This is a genomic window from Pseudomonas sp. lyk4-R2A-10 (assembly GCF_030209075.1).
GTDB lineage: Bacteria > Pseudomonadota > Gammaproteobacteria > Pseudomonadales > Pseudomonadaceae > Aquipseudomonas > Aquipseudomonas glycinae.
In genome coordinates this window covers 20,056-36,638 of sequence record NZ_JARVSR010000012.1, presented here as the reverse complement: position 1 = coordinate 36,638, position 16,583 = coordinate 20,056, and the positions used below count along the sequence as shown (strand labels likewise).

General features: G+C 62.6%; 13 protein-coding genes. All 13 read right to left on the bottom strand.

The window, feature by feature from the left end; genetic code table 11:
* Nucleotides 1-48: 48 nt before the first annotated feature.
* Nucleotides 49-645: a type III secretion system genes modulator TspR gene (gene tspR / locus QRN46_RS21180; RefSeq protein WP_007951032.1), complete on the bottom strand. Its 597-nt coding sequence runs from the start codon at nt 643-645 to the stop codon at nt 49-51.
* Nucleotides 646-707: 62 nt separating this feature from the next.
* Nucleotides 708-3,485, bottom strand: coding sequence for a hybrid sensor histidine kinase/response regulator (locus QRN46_RS21175; RefSeq protein ID WP_011332258.1), 2,778 nt, complete (start codon nt 3,483-3,485; stop codon nt 708-710).
* Between the two features lie 102 nt (nt 3,486-3,587).
* Nucleotides 3,588-4,880 (bottom strand): phosphoribosylamine--glycine ligase, encoded by a 1,293-nt coding sequence (gene purD / locus QRN46_RS21170; protein ID WP_064379203.1) that lies wholly within the window; start codon nt 4,878-4,880, stop codon nt 3,588-3,590.
* Nucleotides 4,881-5,033: 153 nt separating this feature from the next.
* Nucleotides 5,034-6,641, bottom strand: coding sequence for a bifunctional phosphoribosylaminoimidazolecarboxamide formyltransferase/IMP cyclohydrolase (gene purH, locus QRN46_RS21165; protein WP_041475129.1), 1,608 nt, complete (start codon nt 6,639-6,641; stop codon nt 5,034-5,036).
* Nucleotides 6,642-6,723: 82 nt separating this feature from the next.
* Nucleotides 6,724-7,044 (bottom strand): DNA-binding transcriptional regulator Fis, encoded by a 321-nt coding sequence (gene fis, locus QRN46_RS21160; RefSeq protein WP_002555375.1) that lies wholly within the window; start codon nt 7,042-7,044, stop codon nt 6,724-6,726.
* Entirely contained in the window at nt 7,041-8,051 is a 1,011-nt protein-coding gene (dusB, locus tag QRN46_RS21155; RefSeq protein WP_011332261.1) for a tRNA dihydrouridine synthase DusB, read from the bottom strand. Before dusB ends, fis begins: the two co-directional genes overlap by 4 nt.
* Nucleotides 8,052-8,236: 185 nt before the next feature.
* Nucleotides 8,237-9,505 (bottom strand): DUF3426 domain-containing protein, encoded by a 1,269-nt coding sequence (locus tag QRN46_RS21150; RefSeq protein ID WP_011332262.1) that lies wholly within the window; start codon nt 9,503-9,505, stop codon nt 8,237-8,239.
* A gap of 30 nt (nt 9,506-9,535) precedes the next feature.
* A complete protein-coding gene (gene prmA, locus QRN46_RS21145) occupies nt 9,536-10,414 on the bottom strand; it encodes a 50S ribosomal protein L11 methyltransferase (protein ID WP_201817304.1) in 879 nt (292 codons plus the stop codon).
* A gap of 166 nt (nt 10,415-10,580) precedes the next feature.
* Complete coding sequence (accC, locus tag QRN46_RS21140) at nt 10,581-11,939, bottom strand: acetyl-CoA carboxylase biotin carboxylase subunit (RefSeq protein WP_064593229.1); 1,359 nt, start codon at nt 11,937-11,939, stop codon at nt 10,581-10,583.
* Nucleotides 11,940-11,956: 17 nt separating this feature from the next.
* Complete coding sequence (accB, locus tag QRN46_RS21135) at nt 11,957-12,424, bottom strand: acetyl-CoA carboxylase biotin carboxyl carrier protein (protein ID WP_007951023.1); 468 nt, start codon at nt 12,422-12,424, stop codon at nt 11,957-11,959.
* Nucleotides 12,425-12,448: 24 nt separating this feature from the next.
* On the bottom strand, nt 12,449-12,904 hold the full coding sequence (aroQ, locus tag QRN46_RS21130) for a type II 3-dehydroquinate dehydratase (RefSeq protein ID WP_011332265.1): 456 nt from the start codon (nt 12,902-12,904) through the stop codon (nt 12,449-12,451).
* A gap of 132 nt (nt 12,905-13,036) precedes the next feature.
* Nucleotides 13,037-14,794, bottom strand: a complete 1,758-nt coding sequence (locus QRN46_RS21125) for a protein-disulfide reductase DsbD (protein WP_201817306.1) — start codon at nt 14,792-14,794, stop codon at nt 13,037-13,039.
* Between the two features lie 58 nt (nt 14,795-14,852).
* Complete coding sequence (locus tag QRN46_RS29155) at nt 14,853-15,896, bottom strand: methyl-accepting chemotaxis protein (protein ID WP_371857702.1); 1,044 nt, start codon at nt 15,894-15,896, stop codon at nt 14,853-14,855.
* Nucleotides 15,897-16,583: the final 687 nt, after the last annotated feature.

The window sequence follows — 16,583 nt, the reverse complement described above, 5'->3', positions numbered from 1 at the left end:
CAAAAAAGGCCGCTGATGTCTGCATCGGCGGCCTTGTGTATTTCTGCTTCACGGCACCAGATAACCTTTCACACCGGTAAAGATGATTTGCGCAGCCAGGGCGCAGACAAACAGTCCCATCAGGCGGCTGACGATCTGCAGACCCTGATCGCCGAGAATCCGTTCGATGCGGTTCGACAGGTACAACACCACGCCCACCGTGAAGCTGGCGAGGGCGATGCTCATGATCGCAAAGAGCTTGTCGTCCCAGTGCGGCTGGCTGACGCCCATCACCAATAGCGCACCGATGGTGCCGGGGCCGACGGTCAGCGGAATGGTCAGCGGAACAATCGTCACGTCCTGCTGCACGTTGTCGGTCTGCACGGCGGACTTGCCCTGCGCCATGCCCAGCGCCGAAATGAACAGTACGCTGCCGGCACCGATGCGGAAGGCATCCACAGTGATGCCGAACACATCGAAGATTACCCGCCCGAACAGGTACAGCAATACGCTCGAGACCAGGGTGGCGACAGCCACTTTCCAGGCCAGGCGGCGTTGTTCCTTGCGCGAGTAACCGCGGGTCAGGCTGATGAAGCAGGACAACACGAAGAACGGGCTGTAGAGCACCAGCATCTTCAGGTAAACACTGAATAACACGTGGAGCATGGCGCGGGCTCGCTGGCGGGGAAAGTCGGGGGAGTCTAACAGGCGCTATCGTGTCTGTCGGCTCACGACGGTTGCGTCGTCGCACGGTTCTGCTGATCACGCTGGGCTACCCAGTGTTCGATCAGCTCTCGCAGTTGCGACAGCTCCACCGGTTTGGCCATGTGCCCGTCCATCCCGGCCTGGCGCGCGCGTTCCTTGTGCTCGGCGAGGATGTGCGCGGTCAGCGCCACGATCGGCGTGCGGATGCGCTGGTTGCCGACTTCCCAGGCCCGCAGTTGCTGGGTGGCGGAGAAGCCGTCGAGGATCGGCATTTCGCAGTCCATCAACACCAGGTCGTAGCGCTGGGCTTTCATCGCCTGCAAGGCTTCTTCGCCATTGCTGGCGGTGTCGGGCTGCAGGTTGAGTTTGCCGAGCATGCCCCGGATCACCTTGGTCGAAATGGTGTTGTCTTCGGCCACCAGAATACGGAAATCACTCGGCACCTTGACCGGCGCGGCGGGGCTCGCAACCTGTGGCTGGAACACCACCTGGCCACGATTGCGCTGGTTCAGTTCATCGGCGAGCGTGGTCTTGAGGGTGTAGCCGGCCACCGGTTTGGCCAGGATGCGCTTGATCCCTGAGTTGCGCGCGATGATCTTGCTCGGCGCATTGCTGATGCCGGTGAGCATGATCAGCAGGATGTCGTGGTTCAGGCTCGGGTCTTCCTTGATCTTGGCCGCCAGTTGCATGCCGGTCATGCCGGGCATGTTCTGGTCCAGCAGGACCACGTCGAAGTAATCACGCAAATGCGCCTTGGTGCGCAGCAGGGCCAGCGCTTCCTTGCCCGACGGCACGGCGCTGACGTTCAGGCCCCAGGCGCTGCATTGCTGCACCAGCACCTTGCGGCAGGTGTCGTTGTCGTCCACCACCAGCACGCGCGCGCCTTGCAGCGGGCTGTCGAGATCCGAGGTCGGATGCTCCAGGCGATCTGGGTCCAGCGGCAGAGTCAGCCACAGCGTGCTGCCCTGGCTGGCGCCGCTCTTGATGCCGAACTCGCCCTGCATCAGGCGGATCAATTGGCGGGCGATCACCAGACCGAGGTTGCCGCCCAGGCGGTTGGCCGACAGGAAGTGCTTGCTGTGCAACTCGGCGTGCATCAGCGCGTCGCGCTCTTCCTGATCCATCGGCTGGCCGCTGTCCTGCACGGCAATGCGCAGGCGTGGGCCGGCGCTGCGTTCGTCGAGGGCGACCACCACCAGCACTTCGCCTTCTTCGGTTTTCTTCAGGGCGTTTTCCAGCAGGCTCAGCAGCGTCTGACGCAGGCGCGTCGGGTCGCCACTGATGACCCGTGGCACTTGCGGCTGGATGAAACTGATGAGCTCGACGTTCTGCTGTTCGGCCTTGGCGCGGTAGATGCTCAGGCAATCGTCGATCAGCGCGTTGAGATCGAACTGTACATCGTCGAGTTCGATCTGCCCGGACTCGAGCCGCGAGATGTCGAGTATCTCGTTGATCAGGGTCAGCAGTTCGTTGCCGGCGCTGTGGATGGTCTGCACGTAGTCGCGTTGTTTGACCGACAGTGGCGTGCCGAGCAGCAGTTCGGTCATGCCCAGTACGCCGTTCATCGGCGTGCGGATTTCGTGGCTGATCTTGGCCAGGAACTCGGCCTTGGCGTTGATTTCGGCGTTGCTCGCTGCGAGGTCGCGGCTGATGCTGAAACGGCTTTCGGTGATGCTGCGTTGACGCTCGCCGAGGGCGATGCTCATCAACAGGCCGCTGATGCAGATGAAACCCATCAGGGTCATGATCAGGCCCTGCGGCGCCACCAGGGTCAGCCCCAGCAAGGCCGGGAGGATGATCAGCGTGCCGATGTTGAACACCACCATTGCGGCAACGAACAGCCGGGCAGGGCGGTAGCCTTTCTGCCAGTGGTAGAAACCCACCAGCAGCATGCTCAGGCCGGCCAGGGCCACCAGCGCGTAGGTGATGATGTTCAGCGGCAGGGTGTTGACGAACAACAGCAACAGGCTGCAGATCACGATGAACAGGATGTCGCCGATCAGCAGCTTGTTCAGCGGATGCGGGCCGAGCGGGGCGAAGAAACGGTAGGCGAACATCAGGCCGGCGGGCGCGGTCAGCAGCAGGGCCAGATAGGCGCCGGGAGTCTGGATCGCGTGCCAGTTCGGCAACCACGGGCCGGCGAGGTTGAGCAACAGCAACAGGCTCAGGCTCAACAGACCTTCACACACCGCGAGCCACAGGCTGCTGCGCGAGCGGGTGTAGGCATAGCGGATCAGGTTGTGCAGGATCAACATCGCCAGACAGCCGAACAGCAGGCCGTAGATCAGCGTCTGGTTGTGATTGGCCGCGGCCATCACCGCCGCTTGCAGGGTGATGTACGGGCGCAGCTGGTGGTCTGAGACCAGTCGCAGGTAGACATCGAGGGGCTTGTCACTCTGGGGCAACGGCAGCATGAAATCGCTGCTGGGCAGCGGTCGCTCCGCCTGGGGCTGAGCGGTGCCGGTGTCGCGTTGTTCGATCAGTCGATCACCGTCGAGTACATACAGATTGAGGTGCGACAGGTCGGGGGCGAAGATCCGCAGCACTTGTTCGTGCTTGCCGGGCGCCAGTCTGAAACGCAGCCACAAGGCGCCATCGGGTTCGGCCGCGGTCAGGCGGTCAAGCTCGATGGGGCTGAATTGATTGGTGTAGCGGGCGGAGCGGATGTCGCTCAGCTGGAGGTTGCCCTGATCGTCAAGCAATACCGACCAGCCACTGCCTTGCGCGGCCTGGGCCGGGAGCATGCAGAGCAAGGTCAACAGCGTGACGGTGAAGCCTATGGCAATCCTGAGCCAGCGCACGGCGAAATCCCTTCGTAGGTTGATGCCAGAATATAACGATGCGCAGCGTCGGAACAGTCCGGCAGGGGCGATGGGCCCCTGCCGGAAACACAGCGTAGCTTATTACTGAGACTCACCGCGTTCACGGGCAATGGCGCGGTAGCCAATGTCGGTGCGGTAGAAGCAGCCTTCCCAGTCGATGGCCTTGGCCAGTTTGTAGGCCTGCTCCTGGGCGGCGCCGACGCTGGCGCCCATGGCGGTGGCGCAAAGCACCCGACCACCGGCCGTCACGACGTTGCCGTCCTTGAGCGCAGTACCGGCGTGGAAGACCTTGCCTTCCAGTGCGGCGGCTGCGTCCAGACCGTTGATCGGCGCGCCCTTGGCATAGTCGCCCGGATAACCGCCGGCGGCCAGCACGATGCCGACGCTCGGGCGTGGATCCCACTGCGCTTCAACCTTGTCCAGCGCCTGAGCCAGCGCGGCTTCGACCAGCAGTACCAGGCTTGATTGCAGACGCAGCATCACCGGTTGGGTTTCCGGGTCGCCGAAGCGGCAGTTGAACTCGATGACCTTCGGATTGCCGGCCTTGTCGATCATCAGACCGGCGTACAGGAAACCGGTGTAGACATTGCCTTCGTCGGCCATGCCGCGCACGGTCGGCCAGATCACCTGGTCCATCACACGCTGGTGCACGTCGGCGGTGACCACCGGTGCGGGGGAGTAAGCACCCATGCCGCCGGTGTTCGGGCCGCTGTCGCCGTCGCCGACGCGTTTGTGGTCCTGGCTGGTGGCCATCGGCAGGACGTTCTTGCCGTCGACCATGACGATGAAGCTGGCTTCTTCGCCGTCGAGGAATTCTTCGATGACAACGCGCGAACCAGCGTCGCCAAAGGCATTGCCGGCGAGCATGTCGCGCACGGCGTCTTCGGCTTCGGCCAGGGTCATGGCAACAATCACGCCTTTACCGGCGGCCAGGCCGTCGGCCTTGATCACGATCGGTGCGCCTTTTTCACGCAGATAAGCCAGGGCCGGCTCGATCTCGGTGAAGTTCTGGTAGTCGGCGGTCGGGATCTTGTGGCGTGCCAGGAAATCCTTGGTGAAGGCTTTCGAGCCTTCCAGCTGCGCGGCGCCAGCGGTCGGACCGAAGCAGTCCAGGCCACGGGAGCGGAACAGGTCGACGACGCCGGCCACCAATGGCACTTCCGGACCGACGATGGTCAGGGAAACGTTTTTCTCGGCGAAGTCAGCGAGCTGCTCGAGGGCCAGCACGTCGATGGCGACGTTTTCGCACTTGGCTTCAATCGCGGTGCCGGCGTTGCCCGGTGCGACGAAAACTTTCTGCACACGCGGATCCTGAGCCACTTTCCAGGCCAGGGCGTGTTCGCGGCCACCGCTGCCAATGATCAAAACATTCATTTCAAAAACCTCGGATGACGCTAATTCTGTTGAGCGCCGTTGGGGCGCTTTTCTGTGGGAGCTGGCTTGCCAGCGATGGCATCACTGCGGTCTATCTGAAGAACCAAGGTGTCTGCATCGCGGGCAAGCCCGCTCCCACAGGGAATCGGTTTATCAGTGACGGAAATGGCGCATGCCGGTGAAGACCATCGCGATGCCGGCTTCATCAGCAGCAGCAATCACTTCAGCATCACGCATCGAGCCGCCTGGCTGGATCACCGCCGTGATACCGACCTTGGCCGCATTGTCCAGGCCGTCGCGGAACGGGAAGAACGCATCGGATGCCATCACCGAACCGGCCACTTGCAGACCGGCGTGCTCAGCCTTGATCGCGGCGATACGCGCCGAGTTCACGCGGCTCATCTGGCCGGCGCCGACACCGATGGTCTGGCGGTTCTTGGCGTAGACGATGGCGTTGGATTTGACGAACTTGGCCACTTTCCAGGCGAAGATCAGGTCGTGGACTTCCTGCTCGGTCGGTGCGCGCTTGGTCACCACTTTCAGGTCGTCGGCACCGATCATGCCGATGTCGCGGCTCTGTACCAGCAGACCGCCGTTGACGCGCTTGTAGTCCCAGGCCGGAACGCGATCCGCCGACCACTCGCCGCAGGCCAGCAGGCGCACGTTGGCCTTGGCGGCGACAATGGCGCGGGCTTCTTCGCTGACACTTGGGGCGATGATCACTTCAACGAACTGACGCTCGACGATCGCCTTGGCGGTCTCGGCATCCAGTTCACGGTTGAAGGCGATGATGCCGCCGAACGCGGATTCGGTGTCGGTGGCGTAGGCCAGTTCGTAGGCCTGACGGATGCCACCTTCGGCGTCCGGGCTCACGGCCACGCCGCACGGGTTGGCGTGCTTGACGATCACGCAGGCCGGTTTGACGAAGCTCTTCACGCATTCCAGCGCGGCGTCGGTGTCGGCCACGTTGTTGTACGACAGTTCCTTGCCTTGCAACTGGGTGGCGGTGGCGATGCCGACTTCGGCAGGCTTGGCCTCAACGTAGAACGCCGCGCTCTGGTGCGGGTTCTCGCCGTAGCGCATTTCCTGGGCCTTGATGAACTGGCTGTTGAAGGTGCGCGGGAATTCGCTGCGACCTTCGGTGCTCAGGGTTTCGGCGGCCTGGTTCACGGTGCCCATGTAGTTGGCGATCATGCCGTCGTAGGCGGCGGTGTGTTCGAACGCCTTGAGCATCAGGTCGAAACGCTGAGCGTAGGTCAGGCCACCGGCCTTGAGGTTTTCCAGGACGTCGGCGTAATCGCTGGCATTCACCACGATGGCCACGTCTTTGTGGTTTTTCGCCGCCGAACGGACCATGGTCGGACCGCCGATGTCGATGTTCTCGATGGCGGTCGGCAGGTCGCAGCCTGGCTTGCTGATGGTGGCTTCGAACGGGTACAGGTTGACGGCTACCAGATCGATCGGCTTGATGCCGTGCTCGTTCATGATGGCGTCGTCGATACCGCGACGACCGAGGATCCCGCCGTGGATTTTCGGGTGCAGGGTTTTCACCCGACCGTCCATCATCTCTGCGAAACCGGTGTAATCCGCGACTTCCACTGCGGCCACGCCGTTGTCCTGCAGCAGTTTGAAGGTCCCGCCGGTGGAAAGGATTTCCACGCCCAGGGCTTCCAGCTCCCTGGCGAATTCGAGGATCCCGGTCTTGTCGGAAACACTGATCAAGGCGCGGCGGATCGGCAGGCGGGTAGTCTGGTCGGTCATCTCAATTTCCATCAAAAGCAAGGGAAGTCAGCAAAAAAGGCGACCGGTTTTACGCGGGCGCCTTTCTGGTTTGATTGAATGCTTACAGCAGATCGTACTGCTTGAGTTTCTTGCGCAGCGTGCCGCGGTTCAGTCCGAGCAGCTCGCTGGCCTTGGTCTGGTTGCCCTTGACGTAGTTCATCACGCTTTCGAGCAGGGGAGCCTCGACTTCGGAGAGCACCAGGTTGTACACGTCCGTGACGGACGCGCCCTCAAGGTGGGCGAAATAATTGTGCAGCGCCTTCTCGACACTCCCGCGAAGGGTCTGGCCTTCTTCGCTCGGGGTATTGAGGTGCTGTTTCAAATTCACGTTGTCGCTCACGGGTGTTGTTCCACTCACTAAAGTCTCGGTCATCATCGTCATGCGGCCACCCCTTCTCCGTCCCCTGTCAGGCTCTTGTAACGTTCGGCGAAGAACTCCCGAACGTTGGCGCATTGTGTTTCCGTACCATCCAAACGATTGAAGTGGGCGCGAAATTCCCTGGCGCCCGGCAAGGTTGCGAGATACCAGCCCACATGCTTGCGGGCAATTCGCACACCCATCACGTCCCCATAGAAGGCGTGAAGGGCGGCCAGATGCTCAAGCAGAATGCGTTCCACCTCGATCAGCTCCGGCGCCGGCAGTTTTTCGCCGGTACGCAGGAAGTGTTCGATCTCGCGAAAAATCCATGGCCGCCCCTGGGCAGCCCGGCCGATCAACAGGCCATCGGCACCGGTCGCGTCGAGCACGTAGCGGGCCTTTTCCGGCGATACGATGTCGCCGTTGGCAAAGACCGGAATCGACACCGCCTGCTTGATCGCGGCGATGGTGTCGTACTCGGCTTCACCGGTGTACAGGTCGGCGCGGGTGCGGCCATGCACCGCCAGCGCCGTGATCCCGGCCTGCTCGGCGATCTTCGCCACGGTCAGGCCGTTCTTGTTGTCGCGATCCCATCCGGTGCGGATCTTCAGGGTCACCGGCACATCAACCGCCGCCACAACGGCGTTCAGGATCTCGGTAACCAGTGCCTCATCCTTCAACAACGCGGAGCCGGCGGCCTTGTTGCAGACCTTCTTCGCCGGGCAACCCATGTTGATATCAATAATCTGTGCGCCCAGTTCGACGTTCGCCCGGGCCGCATCCGCCAGCATCTGCGCATCGCCACCGGCGATCTGCACCGAGCGCGGCTCGGGATCGCCTTCGTGGATCATGCGCATGCGCGACTTGCGGGTGTTCCACAGGCTCATGTCACTGGTGACCATTTCCGAGACTACAAGCCCTGCGCCCAGACGCTTGCACAACTGACGAAAGGGCTGGTCGGTGACACCCGCCATCGGGGCGAGGATCAAGCCGTTCTGCAATGTATATGGGCCGATGCGTACCGCCGACATAGGACTTCCCTGAAGTGGGGCCGGATCATGAGAGTTCGAAAAAGGGTTGGCATGATACCCGCTCTCGATGACTGGATAAAGGCTGAATTGAACAAAATCTGAACAGTTATTCTGTTATTACCGCCGGTTTGGTCGTGCGCTGCGCAGTCAGAAAACTGCCGTCAATCCGGGAGCGGCGCAGCGTTTCACTCGGGCGAGTGGAAACTCAGGCTGTAGTTCACGGCTTTCGGGCCTGGATCGAGGATGTCCAGGGCGATGTGGATCGGCGTCTGCGGCGGCATTTCCGCCATGCCTTCGAGGTCGCCGTTGAGGTATTCGCCGGGCTTGAAGCGACGACTGGCGATCAGGTGACCGTTGAGGTCGGCGAAGCGCAGCTCCAGCAGCGGAAACGGCTGCGAGAACGGCGCGCGGTTATAGATGATTGCGTCCACCACCAGCGCACCGCTGAATTCCGGGTGGCTGCGCACCACCAGGTTGCTGCTCTTGATCTTGGCGATATCCACCTTGGACGGCACCGTGCAGCCGACTTGCGGACACAGTTGCTGGAACCATGGCCGGTATTGATCCTGGCGGGCCAGTTCATCGAAGTGATAGGCGATGTATTGTCCACCCAGACCGGCAGCGGCGAGTACGATCAGCAACAGCCAGAGCAGACGACGGCCCCAGGGCGAGCGGCGTTTCTGCCAGTCCAGTTGCAGCGGGTCGTCGGTCAGGTCCTGCAAGGCTTCGGCGCGAACGCTGGATTCGACGCGTTCGCGTTTTTTGCGTGCAGGTTCGATCAGTGGCAGTTCGTCGTCGACGTCGTCGCTGGCCGACAGGCGTTCGCGACGGGCATTCGGGTCGATCGGATCGTGCAGGCGCAGTTGCGGGATCGGCGGTTCGTCGTCGAGATCCACCGGTTCCAGCGACAGCGAGGGTTCGGTGCGCTCTGATCGAATCGGCTCGGGCTCGATGGCTTCGGGTTCTTCTTCGACTTCGGGTGCGCGTTCATCCGCCGGCTCGCTGAACAGGCTGTCCGGCCATTTCGTGTCTTCCGGTTCGTGGCTGTCACGGCGAGCGCTCAGGGCGTCTTCGCGCGGGCGGCCGAACTCGGTGGTCGGCTGGATTTCCCGTTGTTCGAGGCGGGCCAGTTCTTCGTCCAGATCCAGACTGTCCAGATCCAGCTCGGTGGCGCTCCATTGCTTCTGGCTGACGGCGCGCGGCTCGGGCGTTTCGACGATGGCCGGTGGCTCGGCAGGCGCAGGCTCGCTGATCGGCGGTGGCTCGCTGATTAACGGCGCCACCGGCGTGACAGCTTCCTTGCCAGCGTGTTGCTCCAGCAATTGCTTGGCGGCATTGAACACTTGCAGACAGGAGCCGCAACGAACCACTCCGCGGGCCACGCTCAACTGAGCGTGGCTGACGCGGAAACTGGTTTGGCAATGCGGGCACTGGGTGACGAAGCTGTCGGTCATGCGGCGATCCGGATTGAGCAGGCGGTCATTCTAGCGCCGACGGCCGGTGATGCGCACCCAGCCATCACGATTGGCGATCGGGTCGAGATCGAAGTCCTGCGCGTAGGCAGCGGCGACTTCGTCACCTTGTTCGGCGAGGATCCCGGACAGTGCCAGACGCCCGCCGGACTTGACCAGGCCGGACAGTTGCGGCGCCAGGGAAACCAGCGGGCCGGCCAGAATGTTGGCGACCAGTACGTCGGCTTTGACCTGCGGCAGTTCTTCCGGCAGGTACAGCGGGAACAGTTCGTCAGCGATATTGTTGCGCCCGGCGTTGTCGCGGGACGCTTCCAGCGCCTGCACATCGATGTCGGTGCCCACGGCTTCTTTCGCGCCGAGCAGCAGGGCGGCAATCGCCAGAATCCCCGAGCCGCAGCCAAAGTCCAGCACGTTGCAGTCTTTCAGGTCCTGGCCGTCCAGCCATTCCAGGCACAGGGCGGTGGTCGGGTGGGTGCCGGTGCCGAACGCCAGGCCCGGGTCCAGCAGCAGGTTGACCGCGTCCGGCTCCGGGGCGGCGTGCCAGCTCGGCACGATCCACAGACGCTGGCCGAAACGCATCGGCTGGAAACCATCCATCCAGCTGCGTTCCCAGTCCTGGTCTTCGATGACTTCGCTGTGGTGCTCGGGCAGCGGGCTGCCGGTCAGCAGTTCCAGATGGGCCAGTACCGGGGCGGCTTCGGTGCCGCCCTCGAACAGGGCCAGCAGGTGGGTGTGCGCCCACAGCGGGGTGGTATTGAGTTCCGGTTCGAAGATCGGCTGATCTTCGGCGTCCATGAAGGTCACCGAAACGGCGCCCACTTCAAGAAAAGCGTCTTCGTAGGTTTCGGCTTGTTCTGGGCTGATGGCGAGACGGACTTGCAGCCAAGGCATGGCGGGCACCTGTGAAAAAGATTGATTGCAGCCTAGCGGCCTGCGACAAGCGCGCAAGTTTACGCGAGCGCGACGGTTTTGTGGGAGCGGGGAATGTGTGAGCAGATGAAACCTTCGGAAACAACAAAGCCGCCCGAAGGCGGCCTTGTCAGGTGCGGGCTGAAGCTTAGTGCTTCTCGCCAGCCAGCTTGTGCTCGAGGTAGTGAATGTTCACGCCCCCTTTGCAGAAGCCTTCGTCGCGGGTCAGATCACGGTGCAGCGGGATGTTGGTCTTGATCCCGTCGACCACGATTTCGTCCAGGGCATTGCGCATGCGGGCCATGGCTTCGTCGCGGGTCGCGCCGTAAGTGATCAGCTTGCCGATCAGCGAGTCGTAGTTCGGCGGAACGGCATAACCGCTGTACAGGTGCGAATCGACGCGAACGCCGTTGCCGCCTGGTGCGTGGAAATGCTTGACCGTGCCCGGGCTCGGCATGAAGGTTTTCGGGTCTTCGGCGTTGATCCGGCATTCCAGCGAGTGACCGCGGATCACCACATCATCCTGGGTATACGACAGCTTGTTGCCAGCGGCGATGCTGAGCATCTCCTTGACGATGTCGATACCGGTGACCATTTCCGAAACCGGGTGCTCCACCTGAACACGGGTGTTCATTTCGATGAAGTAGAAACGACCGTTCTCGTACAGGAACTCGAAGGTGCCGGCGCCACGGTAGCCGATGTCGATGCACGCCTTGACGCAGCGGGCCAGGACTTCCTTGCGCGCGTTCTCATCGATGCCCGGTGCCGGTGCTTCTTCGAGAACTTTCTGGTGACGGCGTTGCAGCGAGCAATCGCGGTCGCCCAGATGGATGGCGTTGCCCTGGCCGTCGGACAGAACCTGCACTTCGACGTGACGCGGGTTGGTCAGGAATTTTTCCAGATAGACCATCGGGTTGCCGAACGCCGCGCCAGCTTCGGAGCGGGTCAGTTTCGCCGAGGCGATCAGGTCTTCTTCCTTGTGCACCACGCGCATGCCGCGACCACCACCGCCGCCGGCGGCCTTGATGATCACCGGATAGCCGACTTCACGACCGATGCGCAGTGCCGTTTCCTCGTCTTCCGGCAGCGGGCCGTCGGAACCTGGAACGGTTGGCACGCCCGCTTCGATCATCGCGTGCTTGGCCGATACCTTGTCGCCCATCAGGCGAATGGTTTCGGCTTTCGGGCCGATGAAAGCGAAGCCGGAGTTCTCGACCTGCTCGGCGAAATCAGCGTTTTCCGCGAGGAAGCCGTAGCCCGGGTGAATGGCGGTAGCGCCAGTCACTTCGGCGGCAGCGATGATAGCCGGGATGTGCAGGTAGGACTGAGCGGCGGACGCCGGGCCGATGCAGACGGATTCGTCTGCCAGACCCAGGTGCATCAGCTCTTTGTCGGCCTTGGAGTAAACGGCGACGGTCTTGATGCCCATCTCTTTGCAGGCACGCAGAATCCGCAGGGCGATCTCACCGCGGTTAGCGATCAGAACTTTTTCCAACTTCGCAGTCATCAAAGGCTCTCCGCAGTTCAAACGATGGTGAACAGCGGTTGGTCGTACTCAACCGGCTGGCCGTCTTCGACGAGGATGGACTCGATCACACCGCTGGTTTCAGCTTCGATGTGGTTCATCATCTTCATGGCTTCGACGATGCACAGGGTGTCGCCTTTCTTCACGGTCTGGCCGACTTCAACGAAGGACGGCGAGGTGGGCGAAGATTTGCGATAGAAGGTGCCGACCATCGGCGAACGGGCAACGGTGCCGTTCAGCGCTGGAGCAGCAGCGGCAGCCGGAGCAGCTGCAGCAGCAACCGGAGCGGCAGCGGCGGCAGGTGCAGCGGCCGGAGCCTGCATCGGAGCCGGAGCGTAGTACTGCTGCGCCGGGGTCTTGCTGTGACGGCTGATGCGTACGGACTCTTCGCCTTCCTTGATCTCGAGCTCGTCGATGCCGGACTCTTCCAGCAATTCGATCAGTTTCTTAACTTTACGGATATCCATGAATCATCAACTCCCAAGGGTCGGTCAGGGGCGTTTAGCTTGGTGTTCAAGCTGCTCTAGTGCAGCCTCCAGGGCCAGTCGGTAACCGCTGGCGCCAAGGCCGCAGATCACTCCTACCGCTACATCGGAGAAGTAAGAGTGATGGCGGAAAGGTTCGCGTTTGTGCACGTTGGACAAATGCACTTCGATGAATGGGATGCTCACTCCCAGCAGCGCGTCACGTAATGCGACACTTGTGTGTGTAAATGCTGCCGGGTTGATCAGAATGAAGTCCACGCCCTCGCCGCGTGCGGCGTGGATGCGATCGATCAATTCGTACTCGGCATTGCTTTGCAGATACAGCAGATGATGGCCGGCTTCACGGGCGCGGCGTTCCAGATCCTGATTGATCTGCGCCAGGGTGGTCGACCCGTAGGTCCCGGGTTCCCGGGTGCCGAGCAGGTTCAGGTTGGGGCCGTGCAGCACCAGTAGCGTTGCCATCTGCGTGTTCCTTGTTATGGGTGAGCCTTCGTCAGAACCCGGCGACTATGCCGCAAAGACTTTGTGACTGTCCAGTTCTCTGCAATAGCCAGCACGATGTCCGATGTTTGCGCAAAATATGTGACTGACTGATTAAATCCGGTCATTCGCTTTGGCAACGCGTTCGGCGAAGTCGCCGGCGTTGATCTCGCCGATCACCCGAACATCGCGACGTTCCACCCCGTCCTTGCCGAAGAACATCAGCGCCGGTGGGCCGAACAGGCTGTAGCGGTCGAGCAGGGTGCGCTGTTCGGCATTGCTGGCGGTGATGTCGAAGCGGATCAGCCGGTAACCCTTGAGCCGATCGACGACCGTGGCGTCATTGAGCACTTCGTGTTCGATGACTTTGCAGCTGATGCACCAGTCGGCATACCAGTCGAGCAGCAGTGGGGTGCCGGCGGTTTTCGCCTCGAGCAGCACCCGATCCAGTTCCGCCGGGGTGCTGACGGTCTGCCACGAACCGCTGTTCTGCGCGGTCGAGCCACTGTCGGCAAGGCGTGTCGGGGCTATCGGGTTCAACGGGTCGGTCTGCCCGCTGAACGCGCCGTACCAGCAGGCCAGCGCGTAAAACAGCAGGAACATGCCGAGCAACTGGCCGAGGCGTTTGCGCGGCGGTTTGTAGACGAATTCCAGAGCGCCGAGGAACAGGCCGACACCGCCGGCCAACAAGCCGATCAGCAGCAACGTGATCTGCCCCGGCAGTACCCGGCTGAGCAGGCCGATCGCCAGACCGAGCAGCAATACGCCGATGCCGTTCTTCACGTACATCATCCACGGCCCGCTTTTCGGCAGCCACGCCGCGCCGCCGGTGGCCACCAGCAACAGCGGCGCGCCCATGCCCAGGCCGAGCATGAACAGCTTCAGGCCACCGCCCAGCGCATCGCCGCTGGCGCTTATATAAAGCAGTGCGCCGGCCAGCGGTGCGGAAACGCACGGCGAGACCAGCAGACTCGACACCACGCCCAACACTGCCGCGCCCCACAGCGAGCCGCCTTCGGTGCGCCCGGCAATCCGGTCGAGTCGGCTGCTGATGAAGTGCGGCAGTTTCAGCTCGAACACGCCGAACATCGCCAGTGCGAACACCGCAAAGAACATCGCGAACGGCACCAGTACCCAAGCCGATTGCAGCCGTGCCTGCAGATTCAGTTGCGCGCCGAACAGCCCCATCAATGCGCCGAGCAGCGCGAAACACGCGGCCATCGGCAGCACATAAGCCAGCGACAGATTGAAGCCACGCAAACCGCCGACCTGCCCACGCAACACCACACCGGACAGGATCGGCAGCATCGGCAATACACAAGGCGTGAAGGTCAGGCCCAGGCCCGCCAGGAAAAACAGCGCCAGATCACGCCAGTCCCAACCCGCCACCGGAGCGGACGCGTCATTTGCCGCCGCGTTGCCCTCGATGCTCAGGCGTTCGGTTTCCGGTGGATAGCACAAACCCTTGTCGGCACAACCCTGATAGGTGACGGCCAGCGTGAACGACCGGGAATCATTGCGCGGCAGTTCTACATCGAGAATGCCGTGGTAGACCTCGACGTCGCCGAAATACTCGTCGTGCTTCTGTTCGCCTTGGGGCAGTTGTGCGGCGCCAAGTTTTACCTCGGCCGGCTCGGCGCGAAACTGGAAACGGTGGCGGTAGAGGTAATAGCCTTCGGTGGCGACGAAGCGCAGTTTGACCGATTGCGGCGTGCTCTCGACCAGGCTCAGTTGAAAGGCTTCGCGCACCGGCAGGAAATCGGCACTGTTGTTGACCGAGCCCAGTGTGGCGCTGGGTTTGCTGTCGAACAGACCGGCGGCGCCGGCCGGCAGGGCGAAGATGAAAAACAGCAGGCAGAGCAGACGGCGCATGACAATCTCGCGAATCAAAGGTGCGGGAATGATAGCGGACTTGGCCCTGCGCTGTGTGTCACACGCGGAACGCCTGCACGGCAGTGTGCAGCTGACCGCCCAGCAACAGCAGGTTCTCGCCTTGCTCGCGGCCCTGGCCGATGCGCAGCAGATTGTCCCCGCCCAATTGGTGAATCCGTTCGCTGTGATCGCGGATCTCGCTGACCGCACCGCTCTGTTGCGCGGTGATGTCGGCGATGCGGATCGCGGTGTCGGAGATGGTCTGGATCGCGCCGACAATCTTGTCCAGTGCCCCGTCCGCCGATTGCGCCTGATTGGCCGTGGCCTCGGCATGTTCGACCTGCGCGCGCATGCCCTCGACCGATTGCCGGGCGGCGGTTTGCAGGCCGGCGATCAGGGTCTGGATTTCGGCGGTGGCGCCGGCTGTGCGTTGTGCCAGCGAGCGCACTTCCTCGGCCACCACGGCAAACCCGCGGCCCATTTCCCCGGCGCGGGCGGCTTCGATCGCCGCGTTGAGCGCCAGCAGGTTGGTCTGGTCGGCAATCGAGCGGATCACCGTCAGCACGCCGCCGATGGTTGCCGACTCTTCGGCCAGGTGTTCGATCATCTGCGCATTGCCTTGCACTTCGCCGACCAGTGCGTGCAGACCGGTGAGGCTCTGGCCGATCACTTGTTGCCCGTGTTCGACGGCCAGCCCGGCATGGCGGCTGGCGTCGGCGGCCTGCCGTGCATCGCCGGCCACTTGCTGGATGGTCGCTTCCAGTTCGCCGAGGGAATCACGGATCAGCGCGGTATCGCCGGCCTGATGTTCGGCGCCGCTGTGCAAGTCATTGCTCAGCTCGGCGAGGGTGCGGCTGCTGCCGGCCACTTGCTCGGCATTGCCGCGAATCGTCCCGACGAGATCCACCAGATAGGCGCGCAGGCGATTGAGCGAGGCTTCGATGTCGTGCAGTTCGCGGTTGGTCTTGCCCAGATGAATGTCGCGGCTGAAATCGCCTTCGGCCCAGGTCGACAGCGCCGGCGCGAGGTTGGTCAGGGTGCGGGCCAGGCGTCGCTGCAGGGTGTCGATCAGCAGCGCGATCAGCAGAATCAGGCCGATCATCACGCCTTGCATCAGCCGCACTTCGCCCTGGATCTGCCCGTGCTGGGCGCGCACCACGGGTTCGAGACCGGCGATGGCTTGTTGCACGGCGGCGATTTTCTGGTGAGTCGCGGTGCTCAGATCGGTGCGTTTCTGGATCTGCTCGCGGGTGCGCGCCAGTTCCGCCGGGTATCGACCGAGCAAACTGTTGAGTTCGCGTTTGAGGCCGACCCCGGCATCTTCGGCGGCGGCTTTTGCTGTGCTTTCGATGCCCATCATCGCGGCGAAGTCGTCGCTGCCGGACTCACTGCTGGCGACCACGCCGAGCAAGGGCAGGGCATCGATTGTCTGGGCCTGGGCGCGGATGTTGCTGACTTCGCGCTCGACATCGGCGGCCAGTTCACTGCGTCCGCTGCTGACCAGTTTGTCTCGGGCCAGCGACAGTTTGCCCAGATGTTGAGAGGCAATCAGCAGGGGCGTCAGGTAAGTCGCATTGCCGCCGGCGTAGGTGCTGAGTTGATCGAGACTGGCGCTCAATTCGCGCTCGGCCTGCAGCAGCAGGGCCTGCGGATCGCCGGCCAGTTTGCCGGCGGCCAGCAGGTCGGTCTTGCTGAACCCATCGAGGTCGGCGAGGCTCGGGCGCAAGGTGTCGGCCAGCGCGGGCGGCAGCTCACCGAGTTCTTTCTGCAAATCATCGATGGCCTGACT

Excerpts from the sequence above, each read along its gene's own strand:
- tspR (WP_007951032.1), bottom strand. The coding sequence starts at position 645 with ATGCTCCACGTGTTATTCAGTGTTTACCTGAAGATGCTGGTGCTCTAC.
- purD (WP_064379203.1), bottom strand. The coding sequence starts at position 4,880 with ATGAATGTTTTGATCATTGGCAGCGGTGGCCGCGAACACGCCCTGGCC.
- purH (WP_041475129.1), bottom strand. The coding sequence starts at position 6,641 with ATGACCGACCAGACTACCCGCCTGCCGATCCGCCGCGCCTTGATCAGT.
- fis (WP_002555375.1), bottom strand. The coding sequence starts at position 7,044 with ATGACGATGATGACCGAGACTTTAGTGAGTGGAACAACACCCGTGAGC.
- dusB (WP_011332261.1), bottom strand. The coding sequence starts at position 8,051 with ATGTCGGCGGTACGCATCGGCCCATATACATTGCAGAACGGCTTGATC.
- QRN46_RS21150 (WP_011332262.1), bottom strand. The coding sequence starts at position 9,505 with ATGACCGACAGCTTCGTCACCCAGTGCCCGCATTGCCAAACCAGTTTC.
- prmA (WP_201817304.1), bottom strand. The coding sequence starts at position 10,414 with ATGCCTTGGCTGCAAGTCCGTCTCGCCATCAGCCCAGAACAAGCCGAA.
- accC (WP_064593229.1), bottom strand. The coding sequence starts at position 11,939 with ATGACTGCGAAGTTGGAAAAAGTTCTGATCGCTAACCGCGGTGAGATC.
- accB (WP_007951023.1), bottom strand. The coding sequence starts at position 12,424 with ATGGATATCCGTAAAGTTAAGAAACTGATCGAATTGCTGGAAGAGTCC.
- aroQ (WP_011332265.1), bottom strand. The coding sequence starts at position 12,904 with ATGGCAACGCTACTGGTGCTGCACGGCCCCAACCTGAACCTGCTCGGC.
- QRN46_RS21125 (WP_201817306.1), bottom strand. The coding sequence starts at position 14,794 with ATGCGCCGTCTGCTCTGCCTGCTGTTTTTCATCTTCGCCCTGCCGGCC.
- QRN46_RS29155 (WP_371857702.1), bottom strand. The coding sequence starts at position 15,896 with ATGATCGGCCTGATTCTGCTGATCGCGCTGCTGATCGACACCCTGCAG.